Consider the following 16524-nt stretch of genomic DNA (forward strand, 5'->3'; position numbering starts at 1 on the left):
GTGATTTTATTAAAGCGAACTTTACAATTTATTATCATTTGCTCATTCTTAGGGCTAATCACTTTAGTTGGTCTATACTATTACGTTAAACCTGACATTCCTAGCGTTCAGGTACTAAAAGACGTTCAATTACAAACACCTATGCAAGTATTCTCACGCGATGGTTTATTGATTAACCAATTCGGTGAAAAACGACGCATTCCCGTTACGATAGATCAAATCCCTCAACCATTAATCGATGCTATTTTAGCAACAGAGGATAATCGCTTTTACGAGCATATCGGTATCGATCCAATTGGTATTGTTCGTTCTGCCATTGTACTCATATCCACAGGTGAAAAGAAACAAGGCGCAAGTACGATAACTATGCAGCTTGCCCGTAACTTCTTCTTAACCCGAGAAAAAGCATACATCCGTAAAGTCAAAGAGATCTTCATCGCTTTACATATCGAAAGTATATTAACTAAAGACGAAATCCTCGAATTATATTTAAATAAAATTGAACTTGGTAACCGTGCTTTTGGTATTGGTGCTGCAGCACAAGTTTATTACGGTAAGGAATTAAATGAACTTACCTTGGCGCAAATGGCAATGATTGCAGGTTTACCTAAAGCACCTTCAGCACTAAACCCTATACGTAACCCTACCCGTGCTAAAAGCCGTCGTAATGTTGTTTTAGGACGTATGTTAACCGAAAAGTACATTACGCAGAGTGAATACGCAGAAGCCACTAAGGCGCCTATTACTGCAAAATTCCACGGCGCAGAAATTGAAGTGTATGCACCATATATCTCTGAGATGGTGCGTGCTGATATGGTTGAACGTTATGGCCATGAGCGCGCTTATAATTCTGGTTTTAAGGTCTACGCTAGCGTTGACTCAAATATTCAGCAAGCAGCACAAGATGCCATTGTTGATAACCTACATGCTTACGACATGCGTCATGGCTACCGTGGTGCTACGGCACAGTTATGGGACAGTGAAAACGAGAGCCCACTTAGCCAAGAAGAAATCTTAAATAAACTAAAAGATGTTAAAGAATTTGGCCCGTTATTGGCTGGTGTTGTAACAAATGTCGCAGAGCAGTCAATCGATGTGCTTTTAAAAAGCGGCGAACAAGTTACTATTGAGTGGGATGGCTTAAAATGGGCACGTAAATATATTACGCGATACCGTCAAAGCTTCGCACCAAAAACCGCTGGTGAAATCCTAACGGCTGGAGCGCAAATTTGGCTGCGTAAAAATGCAGATGACAGCTATATATTAAGCCAAGTGCCCGAAGCTTCGAGCGCATTGGTTTCACTAGATCCACAAGATGGTCGTATTAAAGCGATTGTTGGTGGTTATAGTTTTGAGCAAAGCCAATACAATCGTGCAGTCCAAGCAAAACGCCAAGTAGGTTCAAACATTAAGCCGTTTATTTATTCAGCGGCACTTGAAAATGGATATACACTCGCTTCTATTCTGAATGATGCACCAATTAATCAGTGGGATAAAAGTCAAGGTGTCGCATGGCGCCCGAAAAACAGTCCTGCGGTTTATAATGGACCTATCCGTATTCGTAGAGCACTTGCCCAGTCGAAAAACGTAATTTCGGTACGCTTATTACGTGGTGTTGGTCTTGAGCGCACAGCCGATCATTTGCTTAAGTTTGGTTTTTTAAACAGTGATATTAACCGTAGTGAATCGCTGGCACTTGGCAGCGCCTCTATCACTCCTCTTGAACTTGCGAGGGGGATGAGTACTTTTGCTAATGGTGGGCACTTAATTACTCCGTACTTTATTTCAGAAATTCAAGACTCTGCCGGAAATGTGTTATTTAAAACAGAGCCTGAACTTGCCTGTGATGAACCACAACAAGCCATTACCCCTGAATTTGCATCTCTGGATGATACTCAGATAAATATTCCAAATACTCAGGTTACTAGCGCCCCACGTTGTGCACCACGAATCATTTCAAAGCAAAATGCTTTCTTAATTTCACAAGCTATGCACAGTGCTATTTGGGGTGGCGGTAGCTGGACTCATAAAACGGGTTGGAGTGGTACAGGCTGGCGTGCACAAGCCCTTGGTCGTCGTGACCTAGCCGGTAAAACAGGTACCACCAATGACTCTGTTGATACTTGGTTCAGCGGCTTTAACCGCAATGTGATGACTTCGGTATGGGTTGGTTTTGATAACCCAGGTAAGGCCCTTGGCCGTTCGACCTATAATAATAACCTCGATAAATCGCAAATATCTGGTGCAGAATCAGGCGCTAAAACAGCGCAACCGGCATGGGTCGACTTTATGCGTGCAGCCCTTGATGGTATGCCAGAAGCACCTATTGAACTTCCTGAGGGGCTAGTATCGGTTCGTATCGACTTAGCGACGGGCCTTTTAAGCCATAAAAACGATTACACTAGTCGCTTTGAGTACTTTATTAAAGGCACTGCGCCAACCAAGTATGTACTTGATCAACCTACTGATGTGTTTGAAGAAAAGCTCAGCACAGAAGAAGAGCTATTTTAAGCAATTTGTATAAGTAGTTGTGATAATAAAAAAGCGCCCAAAGGGCGCTTTTTGCTTAGCCATTTAAACTAAGATCAGCAAAATTATTTTAGGTTATTCACTAACCAATAAAGATCTGAGTGAATCCCCGCCGCGGTGACCTCTTTGCCCGCTCCAGGGCCTTGGATCACCAATGCATTATCTAAATACCACTGTGAATTAATTACAAAGATATTATCGCCCGGTTTAAGACCTGCTAGTACATCATCTTTGCCAACATTGACTAAGCCAACTTGTGCTTTGACCTTACCATCTACTAATGTAATAGCACCGGTATAGCGCACAACTTTATCTTCAGCTGCAGCCAAGTTTGCTTTTTCAGTCATAAAATCATCGAGTAGCTGCTTATTTGCAAGAAAATCTTGCCAACTACCTATTGCTAACGCTTCAGGCATGAGTGGAGTTAAAGCAATGTCATCAAGCTCTAAATCAAGACCGAGATCTCGCGCTAAAATTAGCAGTTTACGCTGCATATCGCGGCCAGATAAATCTTCACGAGGATCTGGCTCTGTATAGCCCATTTGCTGAGCTTGAAGCACTAAATCTGAAAACGGCACACTGCCATCATAGCTGCTGCATAACCATGACAAGGTACCTGAAAATACCCCTTCAATACGGTTAATTCTGTCACCACTATTTTGTAAATCAGCTAAAGCAAAATTAATTGGTAAACCTGCCCCCACACTGGTGTTATAGCGCCACAATAAATTTCGCTCGGCTAAATTATTACGTAATGTTTGATACCAACTACTTGCGGCGGTGCCAGCATATTTGTTTGCACTGATCAAATGGCAGTTAAGTTCTATAAAATCAGGATAAAACTGACTAAAGGCCTCACTGGCTGTAATATCAATCACTACTTTGTGTTCATAATCAAGCTCATTGATACGTGCTAATAACTCAGCTTTGTTGTAGCTTTGCGCTTCGTTGTGCCATTGCTCTTGCCATGTTTCAGTATTTAAACCACTGGCACTAAAAAGCATTTGCTTTGAGCGTAAAAGAGCAACAACTTTTACTTTATACTGAGCAGATAAACGAGCAAACTGAGCTTGTAGTTGCGATAAGAACACCTCACCCACATTACCAAGACCAGCAACGATAATGGCCAGCTCTTGGCCTTTGTTGACTAACTTGTCATGTAGAAGAGTTAAAACATCACTATCAATTGCCTGGTCATTTAAGATCAACACATAGTTATCATCTTGTTGTACAAAACGAGGATGAATGCTTTGCTCTTTTAAAAGCGCTGTCGCTTGATCTGTAAGCGTAATTACATCAGTTGTTGGTGCAACCACTGCACAACCACTTAAATTAGACTCAACAATATTGGCGCGACCCGCTAAGTGGCCTACAACCTGATGAGTGCTTTGGCCTGGCACTAATAAGTAAGTATCGCCATCTTTAGTAAAGTGGTGCAGGCTGTGCTGGATTAACTGGCTTAGTTCACCTACTTCACCACTACTAAGTTTATCAACCCGTAATAAATCGATGTTATCTAAGGTAGTAATAAAACGTTTTGCTTTGCTATAGCCTTCTTTTACTACTTCGGTTGGCGTTGCATCGCAATCAAAGCTACTTCTAACAACTAGCTTGATCTCGGTGCCTTTTAACGGCGATAACGTCTTAGCATGCAGTACAGGATTACCTAAACGCGCTAATAAGTTAGCTTGCTCGCGACAAACCTTGGCATATTTAAGCGCATTTTTAACTTTACGAGGATCTGTACTAAACACTCCTTGTGTATCGGTCCATATAGACACTTGTTTCGCAAAAGTATAACTGGCCAGTAACGTCGCACTGTAATCACTGCCGTTGCGCCCTAATGTAACCGTATTGCCTTGGCAATCCACAGCTATAAAGCCCGTTACTACGTTTATGTGTGACTTACTAATTATACTTGTGCATTGCTGCTGATTTTTTTGATGTAATAGTTGCCCGTCATTTAAAGTAAATAACTGCCTTGCATCAACATCTTGCGCAGCGACACCGAGCTGATTTAGGTAAGCGGCCAACAAGCGCGCCGACCACACTTCACCATGGGCAAGTAAAGGCGCCTCAAGTAACTGCTGTTGACTAATTAATTCATTTAAAACCGCAAGCTCATCATTTAGCTGCGCCAACGCCTGTTGTTTATTCTGGCCTGTAAGTAATTGCTCAATTAAGGCTCGTTGATTGTTATCAATAAGCAATAAAATATCGCTAACAGCTTGCCTATCTTGCTGCTGGTAACTTTGCCAAAGTTTTACTAGAGTATCGGTTGTTTTACCTGATGCCGACACAAACACACAGTCACCCTGCTCTGTATTCGCTAGAACGATGTTAGCTACCGCATGATAACGATCTGCAGAGCTTAAGCTTGAGCCACCAAATTTATGAACAATATTTACCATCTCTTCTACCACAATGCCGTATGCGCAGGCGTTAACTTAAATGACGCGTTTTGTTGTGTATCTTGCTGTGTTTGTTTTACTTCAGCTTTAGCAGCTTGCTGGCCTTGACCTGGTTTTACTAAATTGAAAACACGGTCTAAATCTGCGATAAGATCTTTTACATCTTCAATGCCTACAGAAATACGGATCAAAGTATCGCCCACACCGGCTTCAAGGCGCGCTTTAGGCTCCATGCCTGCGTGGGTCATTGTTGCAGGGTGACAAATCAAGCTTTCTACCCCACCTAACGACTCTGCAAGGCTAAAGTCTTTAAGACTGGTTAAAAACGCTGCAGCATCGTTAATGTCGCCTTTAATATCAAAGCTCACCATGCCACCAAAACCACGTTGCTGTGCTTTAGCAAGCTCATGTTGTGGGTGAGAAGCAAGGCCTGGATAATAAACTTGGCTTACAAAAGGAGAGTTTTCTAAATACTCCGCAATCGCAAAAGCATTTTCTTGATGCTGCTTTAAACGCACATTTAAAGTACGTAAACCACGAAGCGTTAAGTAACTGTCAAATGGTGCACCAGTAATACCGATATTATTTGCCCACCAAGCAAGCTCATCACCTAGCTCTTGCGTAGCAGCAATCACCGCACCGCCAACCACATCAGAGTGACCATTAATATATTTAGTAGTTGAGTGAACAACAATATCAACACCAAACTCAATTGGGTTTTGCAGCGCAGGTGATAAGAAGGTGTTATCAGCCGCAACTAAAGCATCACACTGCTTAGCAATACTAGTGATTGCTTTAATATCTGTTAAACGCAAGATTGGATTACTTGGCGTTTCTATCCAAATCAACTTAGGTTTAATCGATAAAATTTCTTGGAGATTTTCAGATTTCGTTAAATCCAAAACTTTTAGTTTTAACAGGCCACGCTTTTCAAGCGAAGTGAATAAACGATAACTACCACCATAGCAGTCATGTGGGATCACTAAGGTGTCGTCACTGTTTAATAGCTGAGTCGCTAAATGCACTGCTGACATACCTGTTGCAGTAATAATACCTCTAGCGCCACCTTCAAGTTCAGCTAAGGTTTCAGCTAAGATATCGCGATTCGGGTTACCGCTGCGGCCATAGTCATACTGGCGCTTAGTATCAAAATCAGCAAATGAATAGGTGGTTGATAAGTAAATGGGCGGTACAACCGCGCCATGATGTTTATCGGCTTCGATGCCGTGACGAACAGTAATCGTCGCTTTATTTTTATCGCTCATTTCATCACCTATTCCTGAATTGGATGTTTAGACGTCTAAAAGGTTAGATGATCAAATATGAGAAGTCAAAGCATTTATTGCTCACACATAGAAGTTTATACATTTACACCACTAGATGGCTAAATAACTAGTATTTGACTATCTTTTTTAAAGAGATAGAATTTCCGCATCTTGCGCTGTGAATAAGGCGTAAATCACTGACAACCGAGGCAACGAAACAACTTATGGCTAAATGGAACGGTGAATACATTCACCCATATGCAGAACACGGTAAAAAATCAGAACAAGTAAAAAAGATTACCGTATCAATCCCACTTAACGTATTAAAAGTATTAACTGACGAGCGTACACGCCGCCAGATCAATAACCTGCGTCATGCGACGAACAGCGAGTTATTGTGTGAAGCTTTCTTACATGCTTTTACAGGTCAACCATTACCAAATGATGACGACCTTCGTAAAGACAACCCTGAAAAGGTACCTGAAGAAGTTAAAAGAATTATGCAAGAAATGGGGTTAGATATCCCAGTGCTTGATTCAGAATAAGTATTTCGGCCATCGGATCACCGCCGATAATCGCAGATATAAAAAAACTCAGCCAAGGCTGAGTTTTTTATTAGCGTTATACAATTTGAGTAATTAAGTTTAACGCATGTAATCTTCTGGCATCTCGATTTGCGCTACACCTGACTCCACTGCAGCTTCAGCAACAGCACGTGCAATACGAGGTAATAAACGCGGGTCCATTGGCTTAGGAATGATGTACTCAGCACCAAACTCTAGTGACTCAACACCAGCCGCTTTCAGTACTTCATTTGGTACAGACTCTTTAGCGATACCACGAATAGCGTGTACTGCTGCAATTTTCATTTCATCATTAATTGCCGTTGCACGCACATCAAGCGCACCGCGGAAAATAAACGGGAAGCAAAGCACGTTATTTACTTGATTAGGGAAGTCTGAACGACCCGTAGCCATAATTAAATCGTTACGTGCACTGTGCGCAACTTCTGGTGCAATCTCAGGATCTGGGTTTGAACACGCAAACACGACTGGTTTATCAGCCATTAGCTTAAGATCATCTGCAGTTAATAGGTTAGGACCTGATACACCAACGAATACATCAGCATCAGCAATAACATCTTGTAATGTACGCTTATCAGTATTATTAGCGAATAGTTGCTTATACTCGTTTAAGTCATCACGACGAGTATGGATCACACCTTTACGGTCAAGCATATAGATGTGCTCACGTAGTGCGCCACATTTAATTAAAAGCTCCATACAAGCAACTGCGGCAGCACCGGCACCTAAACATACAATAATGGCATCTTCGATATCTTTACCTTGTACTTCAAGGGCATTAAGCATACCGGCGGCAGTAACAATAGCTGTACCATGCTGGTCATCATGGAAAACGGGAATATCACAGCGTTCAATAAGCGCTTTTTCGATTTCAAAACATTCTGGTGCTTTGATATCTTCTAAGTTGATACCACCAAAGGTATCAGCAATATTAGCAACCGTATTGATGAAATCTTCTGTTGTGCGGTGTTTTACTTCAATATCAATTGAATCAAGGCCAGCAAAACGTTTGAATAGTAAGGCTTTACCTTCCATTACAGGTTTTGATGCAAGCGGACCTAAGTTACCTAAACCTAAAATTGCGGTACCGTTTGAAATAACCGCAACCATGTTACCTTTACCTGTGTACTTATAGGCATTTGCTGGATCAGCAGCAATTTCGCGGACCGGTTCAGCCACACCTGGGCTATAAGCTAAAGCGAGATCGTTAACCGTTTCGGCTGGCTTGGTTAGTTCAACACTAATTTTACCTGGAACGGGGTGAGCGTGGTAATGTAATGCTTGTTCACGAAAATCTGACATAACGCGATAGTATCCTGCAAAAAGTTAAAAAGTGAGAGAGCTTGCATCAGTACGATACCTGTAATGTATAAAAATTCCAAGTATTATCAGGTCTATCCTGTTATAAGCTATATCGCTTAATTTTAAAGGATTTCCCCACAATTTCTGTGCATAGTTGCGATTAATTAGACATAAAAATTCACCTATTTATGGCCTTTTAAGCACGTGTTTTTGTATTTTGTATGCACGAACACTGCAAATAGCCGAAATTAACCTAAAACCGCCATTTCAACGAAGTTCACAGCATTTAATTACGAAATTATTTAAAATTATTATTTTTAATAACTTTTAGATACCAATACGCTTAATTAAGTATTATTGCGGATTGGTATGCATTTATACAAAAAAGAATATAGCCAAGGGTTTACACTTTGTCTGCACAATTAGCGACATAGTGGGCATAACACTCAGAAATAGTTATGCAAAAGAAATAAGTGAAGATGGTAAGTTAGTGATGAGTTCAAAGTATACTTAATGAATTTTAGGTATAAAAAAAGCACCCTAAGGTGCTTCTTTTAACTAAACAGCAGAAATTACTTCTTGCTGCTAAGTGCACCGAAGCGCTTGTTGAAACGATCAACACGGCCGCCAGTGTCTAGAATCTTTTGCTTACCAGTGTAAAACGGGTGACACTCAGAACATACGTCTAAGTGGATGTCTTTACAAAGAGTTGAGCTAGTTTCGAATTTGTTACCACATGAACAAGTTGCAGTGATAGCTTCGTACTTAGGGTGAATACCTTCTTTCATAGGGAACCTCTAGTTAAGGCCGTATCGCTCTCCAAACCCGAAGTCTGGCACCATACGCAGTTAATACAATTAATAGGCCGCGTATTTTATAGCTCAAGTGACCTTGCGACAAGCTTTAAATTCATCTTTCGCTAAAAAAATAATCAAGTGGCCTGTTGTTCAGTATTTGTTGGTAGGTTTTTAACAGTAATTTTAGTACATTATCCTTCTATCTTTGTTTCAGTTGAGTTGTTATGCACTTTGTAGAAGTTGCCATAAAAGTCCCTTTACAGCGTACCTTCGATTATAAAGTTGAACAGCTGCTGCATAGCCCTGACTTAAAGCCAGGTATGCGAGTTCGTGTGCCATTTGGCAGTCAAAAAAAGGTCGCTGTGGTACTCGCTCTAAAAACATCAACAGAAGTTCCTGCAGACAAAATTAAAGCTATAATTGATGTAATAGACGACACACCAGTTTTATCAGAGCAGCATCTAGCCTTGCTAAAATTTACTGCCCGCTACTACTGTTACCCATTGGGTGAAACCATTCATACGGCACTTCCGGCTGCTTTAAGACAAGGCGAATGTCCAGATAAAACCAGTATTAATATGGTTGAGCTGACCGATAAAGGCGCAAAGCTTCCATCACTAAAAGCAAAAACCCAGTTGAGTTTATTAAAGCAGCTAGCCGAATCGGGCAAATCATCTGTTACTGAATTAAAAGCACTCGGATTTACAAAAAAAACCATCGACGGCCTACTCGATAAAGAATTGATCACTCAGTTTATCGAACATGATAACCAATGGCAGCAACGCGTGCCGACCGTTGGAAACAAACCAATTCTTAATAAAGAGCAAGCCGTTGCCTGTACCAGCATTAATCAAGCTTGCGGCTTTACTAGCTTTTTACTTGAAGGGGTTACCGGAAGTGGTAAAACTGAAGTGTATTTGCAATGCCTAGAAGAAGTACTTAAAAAAGGTCAACAAGCCTTAGTATTAGTGCCCGAAATTGGCTTAACACCTCAAACCGTTAACCGTTTTCGTCGCCGATTTCCTGATACACCAATTATGCTATGGCATTCAGCACTAACAGACAATGAACGCTTACAAACCTGGCGTTTCTGTGAAAAAGGCAGTTGTGCCATAGTGATCGGTACACGTTCGAGTATTTTCTTACCCTTTTTATCGCTTGGGATGATCATTGTTGATGAAGAGCACGACAGCTCGTTTAAACAGCAAGACACGTTACGTTATCATGCCAGAGATTTAGCCGCTTATAGAGCATACCAGCATAATATTCCACTGGTTTTAGGTAGCGCCACACCGGCACTTGAAACCTTACACAAAGCAATTAATAACAAATATCAGTTATTGAGTCTTACTGAACGCGCCCAAACCAGCACTGATAATCAGTTCCAATTAATCGATATGAAAGGCCAACCAGAACAAGCTGGTATTGCCCATGCCAGCCTTGCCTATATGCGTCAACATTTAGAGCGAGGCAAGCAAGTGATGGTGTTTTTAAACCGCCGAGGTTTTTCACCTACCCTCATATGTCATGAGTGTGGTTGGCTAAGTGAGTGCTCACGTTGTAGCACTAGCGCAACCTTTCATAAAGCCATTGGCCAAATGATTTGTCACCACTGTGGTGAGCAACATCAGGTGCCCCATCAGTGTCCAGATTGTGGCAGCACGCAGATTTTTCCAAATGGTAAAGGCACTGAGCAAATTGAAGAGTTTTTAACACAAACCTTCGCTGATATTCCGATTAGTCGTATTGACCGCGACTCAACCCGTCGTAAAGGCAGCTTAGAGAAAGCACTTGATGATATTAATCAAGGTGGTGCTCGTATCTTAGTCGGTACGCAAATGTTGGCAAAAGGCCACCACTTTGCCGATGTGAGTCTCGTTTTAATCTTAGATGTCGATAGTGGTTTATATTCCTGTGACTTTCGCGCGACAGAGCATTTAGCACAGCTAGTTACACAAGTGGCAGGCCGTGCTGGGCGAAGTGGTGAGCCAGGGCAAGTATTACTGCAAACTCACTTTCCTGAGCATCCACTACTACAAGACCTAGTAAATAATGGTTACCAAGATTTTGCCCGCTATGCACTCACAGAGCGAGAAGATGCGCAGCTTCCACCTGTCACTAATATGGCCATGGTTCGTGCAGAAGGGCATAACATTAATCAAGTGGTCGATTTTTTAACTGATTTGGTTCCTGTCCAGAACGTATCTGGTATACAATTGCTTGGTCCGATACCTGCGCCACTGGAACGTGTAGCAGGTAAATATCGCTTTCAATTACATATTCAGGCGCAGGAACGCTCTCACTTACACCAATATTTAGCGCAGATGGTTGACTATATAAGTACCAGTAAATTAGCGCAAAAGGTGCGTTGGAGCCTAGATGTTGATCCTATAGATATGATTTAAGGCCAATTAAGAATCATGGCACAACACGATTACATAAATAAAAAACCAGCAAATCGAAATAATAAAAAACAAGCCCCGGCAAAAAAGCCCTTCCCAATTTTTCTTGTTTTAATTGCGCTTATCTTAGTAGGGGGGTTTGGTTACGGCTTGTGGTATATCAAACATAATGCCGATCCTGAGTTAGTAGAGCAGCAAGCAAACCCAGTTAAAAAAGAAGAAGCTATCATTCCGCCTCCTAAAACGCCTGAGTTCATTAAGGAGATTAAAGAGCATGAAGTTCAAGTCGAGGTCAAAGAGATTGAACAAAAAGGCCCTTATGTAATGCAATGCGGCTCTTTTAGAACCATGGCACAAGCACAAACATTAAAAGCAAAAATCGCTTTTGCAGGCTTAGTTGCCGAGGTAAAGAAAACACAAGGCAGTAATGGTATTTGGTATAAAGTGCGCTTAGGCCCTTACGAAACCAAACGTTTAGCCGAAAGTGACAAGAATAAACTTAAACGCATCAAAATAATGGGCTGCGGAATTTGGCTTTGGACTTGATTTTAGTTCATTCACCCATATAAACACCTCATCAATCGCTTTTTACGAGCGGCTTCGCCGCTCGATGATGAGGAATAATCATGACCACTATTGTAAGTGTACGCCGCGACGACAAGGTCGTTATTGGTGGCGACGGCCAAGTTTCACTTGGTAATACCGTAATGAAGGGCAACGCCCGCAAAGTTCGACGTCTTTATAATGGCAAAGTAATCGCTGGTTTCGCTGGCGGTACTGCTGATGCCTTCACCCTTTTCGAACGATTTGAAAGCAAACTAGAAATGCACCAAGGTAACCTGACTAAGGCTGCCGTAGAAATGGCCAAAGATTGGCGTAGTGATCGCGCACTTAGAAAGCTCGAAGCACTATTAGCAGTCGCAGACGAAACTGCTTCATTAATTATCACAGGTAACGGTGATGTTGTGCAGCCAGAAAATGACCTAATTGCGATTGGCAGTGGTGGTAACTTCGCACAATCAGCAGCCACAGCGCTACTAGAAAATACCGATCTAAGTGCACGTGACATTGTAGAGAAAAGCCTAACAATTGCAGGCAATATCTGTGTATTCACGAATAATTTCCAAACTATTGAAGAATTGTAATAGGAACTGCCATGTCTGAGATGACGCCAAGAGAAATCGTTCACGAGCTTGATCAACATATTATTGGCCAAGCTAAAGCTAAAAAAGCAGTTTCAATCGCGCTACGTAATCGCTGGCGCCGTATGCAACTGAGCGACGATTTACGCGCTGAAGTAACACCAAAAAATATTTTAATGATTGGTCCTACTGGTGTGGGTAAAACTGAGATTGCTCGCCGCTTAGCCAAACTTGCTAATGCCCCTTTCATTAAAGTTGAAGCAACCAAGTTCACTGAAGTGGGCTATGTTGGTAAAGAAGTTGAAACGATCATCCGTGATTTAGTTGATATTTCAATTAAAATGACACGTGAACAACAAACTAAAAAATTTAAACACCGCGCTGAAGAAGCGGCAGAAGAACGCATTTTAGATGCTCTTTTACCACCAGCACGCGATACATTTGGTGAGTCAAAAACAGAAGAGAACTCTTCTACTCGTCAATCTTTCCGTAAGAAATTACGTGAAGGCCAATTAGACGACAAAGAAATTGATATCGATGTTGCACAAGCACAACCAAATGTTGAGATCATGGCTCCTCCTGGTATGGAAGAAATGACCAACCAGCTACAAAGCATGTTCCAAAATATGGGTGGTGATAAGCGCAGCAAGCGTAAGCTGAAGATCAAAGAAGCATTCAAACTATTAGTTGAAGAAGAAGCCGCAAAACTTGTTAATCCTGAAGAGTTAAAAGAGCAAGCTATCTTCGCGGTAGAGCAAAACGGTATCGTTTTTATCGATGAAATCGATAAAATCTGTAAACGTGGTGAAGCTTCTGGCCCAGATGTTAGCCGTGAAGGTGTACAACGCGATTTACTACCATTAATCGAAGGCTCAACGGTAAGCACTAAACACGGCATGGTTAAAACAGACCACATGTTGTTTATCGCATCAGGCGCATTCCAAATGGCTAAACCATCAGACATGATCCCAGAGCTGCAAGGTCGTTTACCAATTCGTGTTGAGCTTGAAGCGCTTAGTGCTGACGACTTTAAACGTATCTTAACTGAGCCTCACGCTTCATTGACAGAGCAACAACGTGAGCTGTTAAAAACAGAACAAGTTGAGGTTGAGTTTACAGATGATGCCATTGAACGCATTGCGAAAGCGGCTTGGCAAGTAAATGAAAAAACCGAAAACATCGGTGCACGTCGCTTACACACAGTGATGGAAAAACTAATGGAAGAAATTTCATTTGATGCCTCAGAAAAAGCAGGTTCAACACTGACAATTGATGCCAACTACGTTGAGCAGCATTTAGGTGCACTTGTTGAAGATGAAGATTTGAGTCGCTTCATTCTTTAATCAACAATTTAGCGTTATAATCAAAAGCCTCCAGTTGGAGGCTTTTTAGTTTATAAATCGTACATACGAGGCTCACATGAAAGAAGTCACTAAAGTGCATTATCACAGCGTTAGCAAAGTATTAGATGTTCATTTTGATGATCAGACTATTGCTCAATTTAGTGCTGAATTTTTGCGTGTTCACTCACCTTCAGCTGAAGTACAAGGACATGGTAATGAGCCGATGAAACTAGTGCTTGATAAGCAGCAAGTAGGAATTAGCAAGATTGAGCCTGTTGGTCATTATGCAATTCGACTGGTATTTAGCGACAATCATAATAGCGGTTTATTTAGCTGGCACTATCTTAGCGAGCTACATGCTAACCATGACGAGCTTTGGCAGCAATACCAAGCTAGAGTCACCGAGCACGAAGCAAATAAGGACAGTGTGCCTATTAAGTTCGTGCCTTAATATTTGTAAAACAAAAAAGCGCGATGACGACACCGTCACCGCGCTTTTTTTATATACCCAAACCACCTCAAGATGCGAGTTTCAGTTGGAATTAAAAGCGATTTAGGCAAGGCATTGATTGCAAGTAATAGTGGTTCTATTGTTCAAATCAATAACGCAGTATAAATCGCTTTTAAACCAACCCGTTGGGCGCTTCACAGGAACTTACTCTCATCCTTGTTACTTCTTAAAAGGGACTGACTCTTGCAAAGTAACGCCTTGATATTAATCACCTGTGAAACGCTGAATTCTGCATCTTGGGGTAGCTTGGGTATACTCATTAAACTTTAAACTTATCTATTGCCTGATAAAGTACACGCGCTTGCTCAGACACTTCTTCGCTAGTTTGTGCGTTAGTTGCCGCATGGCCTGATGCCTCTTGAGCGATATCACGAATACGTACCACGTTTTTGTTCACCTCAGAAGCCACTTGGCTTTGCTCATCAATTGCTGTAGCGATATGAGTACTCATATCCATAATGGTTTGAACATCTTCGGTGATTGAGCGCAGTAACTCACCGGCTTTACTTGCCTGTGCTGCACTTTCGCCACCCTGTGTACGACATTGCTGCATAATGCTCACCACTTCTTGAGTGCGCCCTTGTAAGGTTGAAATGATACTCTCGATCTCTTGCGTTGAGTCTTGAGTACGCTGCGCAAGTGAACGTACTTCATCAGCAACCACCGCAAAGCCTCGACCTTGCTCGCCAGCACGTGCTGCTTCAATTGCCGCATTGAGTGCCAGTAAATTTGTTTGCTCAGCAATGCCACGAATAACATCAAGTACAGAGCCTATTGTTTCGGCGTCTTTTTCTAACTGTGAAACCACACTTGAGGCATTACCGAGTGAATCGGATAAGTGATTAATTTGCACCACTGTTGATTCAACTTCTGAACGGCCTTGCTGCGCACTTAAGTTAGTTGACTCAGCTTTTTTCGCTGCAGCTTCAGTGTTGTGCGAGATATCTTGAATCGTCGCCTGCATTTCAGTCGCCGCTGTGGCAACCATATCGGCTTCATGAAGTTGTTCTTGCATACCTGAACTGGTTGCTGCTGTCGTTTCAGATAAATGCTCTGTAGCCACATTAAGGGTACTTAGCGCTGTATTTACCTCATAAATAAGCTTTTTGAAATCACTAATCAAACTATTAAAGTCGATCGTCATAGTGGTGATTTCATCTTTACCTGATTGAGTAATCGACATGCTTAAGTCGTTATTACGACGAATCTCGTTAATCGTGTGGTACACACGTTCAATAGGCTGAATAATTGAGCGGCTAGTAAAGTAAACTAATACCATCACTAAAATGCTCGCAATAATAAATACAATGAGTGCAATTAGCTGCGCAGTGGCTGCACTTGATTCGACGAAGGCCTTTGTTTGATCTGTCAGCTCTGTAACAATTGCATCACTGAGTCCAACACTGTGTTTCATCTCACCGAGTGCACCTGAATCTAAATCCAGACCTAAGGCAACTTGTGCATCAACTAAAGCCTTAAATTTACTTTGATAAGTCGCAAGCAAATTAATTAATTGATTTTCGTAATTTGCATCAAATCCAGCATTTTTAATTTCTGATTGGAAGTTTGTGACTAAATCGTTAAATTTACTCAGATATTTTAAGTCAAAGCGCAACATAAAGTCTTTTTCTGCGCGGCGAAGCTGTAGCATTAAAGCTAGTAATTTATAGTTTTCGCGCTCACTTAATAATGTTTCTACTTGATGCACCGCACCACGTAAATCACCATAAAGTGCATCTTTAGGGTGTAAGCCAATTTTCTTTTGTAGTTCCACAACTTCATTGAAGTCATCGTAATAAGTTTTCGCAAGACGTCTAAATTCATTTAGATTAGATGAGTCCATCGACAAATCTTTCACTAACTCGTCTAGTCTCGCCATTTTAATTTTTAGCTGCGAATACTCTTTCTCAAAAAGCTCAAGGCTATCGACATCTTTGTAAAACAAAAAGTTTTTTTCATGCTTACGCATCGCAAGTTCATGAATGTCGAGCTCCTCCGCATTTTGAATTGTTTCGTTGAGCTTAAGCATCATGCGCGACTCAAAGATGATTACACACAGCATCACAATCATTGCAAGACCAACAACGAGCGCGTTTAACTGTAAACGACGCTTAATAGTTAAGTTTTGTAATACATTCATTCAAAGTGCCTTATAGAAACATGCATTTAAAGTATAGCTAAACTATTTAAAGCAGCTAATAAAAAGTGGTTAAATTTGCCGTGCATTTTCCAGTATAA

Annotated in this window: 12 protein-coding genes; 7 read left to right on the forward strand and 5 right to left on the reverse strand. The window is 41.4% G+C overall.

What is annotated here, in order from left to right; genetic code table 11:
- Window positions 1–2511: a penicillin-binding protein 1A gene (locus J3455_RS14195; protein WP_130049799.1), complete on the forward strand. Its 2511-nt coding sequence runs from the start codon at window positions 1–3 to the stop codon at window positions 2509–2511.
- An 83-nt stretch (window positions 2512–2594) separates the two neighbouring features.
- Here J3455_RS14195 and metL read toward each other — a convergent pair whose 3' ends face one another.
- A complete protein-coding gene (gene metL / locus J3455_RS14200) occupies window positions 2595–4940 on the reverse strand; it encodes a bifunctional aspartate kinase/homoserine dehydrogenase II (RefSeq protein WP_349561953.1) in 2346 nt (781 codons plus the stop codon).
- Window positions 4941–4945: 5 nt separating this feature from the next.
- A complete protein-coding gene (gene metB / locus J3455_RS14205) occupies window positions 4946–6205 on the reverse strand; it encodes a cystathionine gamma-synthase (protein ID WP_167658725.1) in 1260 nt (419 codons plus the stop codon).
- A 224-nt stretch (window positions 6206–6429) separates the two neighbouring features.
- Here metB and metJ point away from each other — a divergent pair, with 224 nt between their 5' ends.
- Complete coding sequence (gene metJ / locus J3455_RS14210) at window positions 6430–6750, forward strand: met regulon transcriptional regulator MetJ (protein ID WP_036973203.1); 321 nt, start codon at window positions 6430–6432, stop codon at window positions 6748–6750.
- Window positions 6751–6849: 99 nt separating this feature from the next.
- Here the strand turns inward: metJ and J3455_RS14215 are convergent, their stop codons facing one another.
- Both J3455_RS14215 and rpmE read right to left on the reverse strand, forming a co-directional pair.
- Window positions 6850–8091 (reverse strand): malic enzyme-like NAD(P)-binding protein, encoded by a 1242-nt coding sequence (locus tag J3455_RS14215; RefSeq protein WP_130049802.1) that lies wholly within the window; start codon window positions 8089–8091, stop codon window positions 6850–6852.
- A 572-nt stretch (window positions 8092–8663) separates the two neighbouring features.
- Window positions 8664–8879 carry a 50S ribosomal protein L31 gene (gene rpmE / locus J3455_RS14220; protein WP_036973208.1) on the reverse strand — a complete coding sequence of 72 codons (216 nt, stop codon included), beginning with the start codon at window positions 8877–8879 and terminating at the stop codon, window positions 8664–8666.
- Window positions 8880–9112: 233 nt separating this feature from the next.
- Between rpmE and priA the strand changes: the two genes are divergently transcribed.
- The 5 genes from priA (at window position 9113) to J3455_RS14245 (ending at window position 14226) form a co-directional block, all read left to right on the forward strand.
- Window positions 9113–11293, forward strand: coding sequence for a primosomal protein N' (priA, locus tag J3455_RS14225; protein WP_130049803.1), 2181 nt, complete (start codon window positions 9113–9115; stop codon window positions 11291–11293).
- A gap of 15 nt (window positions 11294–11308) precedes the next feature.
- Complete coding sequence (locus tag J3455_RS14230) at window positions 11309–11836, forward strand: SPOR domain-containing protein (RefSeq protein WP_130049804.1); 528 nt, start codon at window positions 11309–11311, stop codon at window positions 11834–11836.
- Between the two features lie 80 nt (window positions 11837–11916).
- Complete coding sequence (hslV, locus tag J3455_RS14235) at window positions 11917–12435, forward strand: ATP-dependent protease subunit HslV (RefSeq protein WP_054552816.1); 519 nt, start codon at window positions 11917–11919, stop codon at window positions 12433–12435.
- A gap of 11 nt (window positions 12436–12446) precedes the next feature.
- Window positions 12447–13775, forward strand: a complete 1329-nt coding sequence (hslU, locus tag J3455_RS14240; RefSeq protein ID WP_130049805.1) for an ATP-dependent protease ATPase subunit HslU — start codon at window positions 12447–12449, stop codon at window positions 13773–13775.
- A gap of 76 nt (window positions 13776–13851) precedes the next feature.
- Entirely contained in the window at window positions 13852–14226 is a 375-nt protein-coding gene (locus J3455_RS14245) for a gamma-butyrobetaine hydroxylase family protein (RefSeq protein ID WP_130049806.1), read from the forward strand.
- 319 nt (window positions 14227–14545) lie between these two features.
- Here J3455_RS14245 and J3455_RS14250 read toward each other — a convergent pair whose 3' ends face one another.
- Complete coding sequence (locus tag J3455_RS14250) at window positions 14546–16426, reverse strand: methyl-accepting chemotaxis protein (RefSeq protein WP_130049807.1); 1881 nt, start codon at window positions 16424–16426, stop codon at window positions 14546–14548.
- Window positions 16427–16524: the final 98 nt, after the last annotated feature.

The sequence above is a fragment of the Pseudoalteromonas sp. NFXS39 genome, from assembly GCF_040148775.1.
Taxonomy (GTDB): domain Bacteria; phylum Pseudomonadota; class Gammaproteobacteria; order Enterobacterales; family Alteromonadaceae; genus Pseudoalteromonas; species Pseudoalteromonas apostichopi.

What these genes read in the sequence shown, in the direction of transcription:
- metL (WP_349561953.1), bottom strand. Translation starts at nt 4,940, where the DNA reads ATGGTAAATATTGTTCATAAATTTGGTGGCTCAAGCTTAAGCTCTGCA.
- metB (WP_167658725.1), bottom strand. Translation starts at nt 6,205, where the DNA reads ATGAGCGATAAAAATAAAGCGACGATTACTGTTCGTCACGGCATCGAA.
- metJ (WP_036973203.1), top strand. Translation starts at nt 6,430, where the DNA reads ATGGCTAAATGGAACGGTGAATACATTCACCCATATGCAGAACACGGT.
- J3455_RS14215 (WP_130049802.1), bottom strand. Translation starts at nt 8,091, where the DNA reads ATGTCAGATTTTCGTGAACAAGCATTACATTACCACGCTCACCCCGTT.
- rpmE (WP_036973208.1), bottom strand. Translation starts at nt 8,879, where the DNA reads ATGAAAGAAGGTATTCACCCTAAGTACGAAGCTATCACTGCAACTTGT.
- priA (WP_130049803.1), top strand. Translation starts at nt 9,113, where the DNA reads ATGCACTTTGTAGAAGTTGCCATAAAAGTCCCTTTACAGCGTACCTTC.
- J3455_RS14230 (WP_130049804.1), top strand. Translation starts at nt 11,309, where the DNA reads ATGGCACAACACGATTACATAAATAAAAAACCAGCAAATCGAAATAAT.
- hslV (WP_054552816.1), top strand. Translation starts at nt 11,917, where the DNA reads ATGACCACTATTGTAAGTGTACGCCGCGACGACAAGGTCGTTATTGGT.
- hslU (WP_130049805.1), top strand. Translation starts at nt 12,447, where the DNA reads ATGTCTGAGATGACGCCAAGAGAAATCGTTCACGAGCTTGATCAACAT.
- J3455_RS14245 (WP_130049806.1), top strand. Translation starts at nt 13,852, where the DNA reads ATGAAAGAAGTCACTAAAGTGCATTATCACAGCGTTAGCAAAGTATTA.
- J3455_RS14250 (WP_130049807.1), bottom strand. Translation starts at nt 16,426, where the DNA reads ATGAATGTATTACAAAACTTAACTATTAAGCGTCGTTTACAGTTAAAC.